The organism is Paenibacillus sp. 1-18 (genome assembly GCF_000520755.1).
In the GTDB taxonomy this organism is placed as follows: Bacteria; Bacillota; Bacilli; order Paenibacillales; family Paenibacillaceae; genus Paenibacillus; species Paenibacillus brasilensis.
Genome location: NZ_ASSB01000403.1, coordinates 1 through 619, shown reverse-complemented (window position 1 = coordinate 619; position 619 = coordinate 1). Strand labels below are relative to the sequence as shown.

Annotated in this window: 1 protein-coding gene; it reads right to left on the bottom strand. The window is 53.5% G+C overall.

The window, feature by feature from the left end:
* On the bottom strand, positions 1–619 hold a 619-nt coding region (locus L693_RS28595; protein ID WP_155983954.1), incomplete at both ends, for an AMP-binding protein.

The following is a 619-nucleotide window of genomic DNA, read 5'->3' as shown; positions in this document are numbered from 1 at the left end:
CCGGTGATTCGGCATAGGGCGTCCGATGGAAATCAGCTGTCCTGCTCTTTCGTCTTCGGATACCGACCAGGCTGACGTCGCTACCGAGTTTTCGGTTGGACCGTAAGCATTGTAGTATGCTACCTGATCCTTCCACTTGTAGATCAGCTCTGTTGAAGTGGCTGAACCCGCAGTGACGAGAATACGCAGGTGTGGCATCCGTTCCGGCTCCAGGTATACCGCATAAGTCGGTGGTAACGTCGCCACCGTAATTTGATGTGCTGTCATGTAACGCTCGAATCTCTCATAGTCCAAGATCGTCTCTGACGTTGGCACGTACAACGTGGCTCCGCAGAACAGCGCCTGGAAGATTTCCCAGCAAGCTGCATCAAACGAATAGCTGGCGAACAGCAACGCATGATCTGACGTACTGATCTGGAACTCCTGATCAAAATACGTTTTGAGATTGCATAGCCCGCGATGCTCCAGCATAACGCCCTTCGGCTGCCCGGTCGTACCCGACGTATAAATGACATACGCCAGATCGTTTGGACCGGACAACGGCTCCAGGTTGGAACCATCCTCGTGGTACACGTTCTGCTCCCCATTCAGCACCAGCACATTGCCGTCGAAAGCTGCA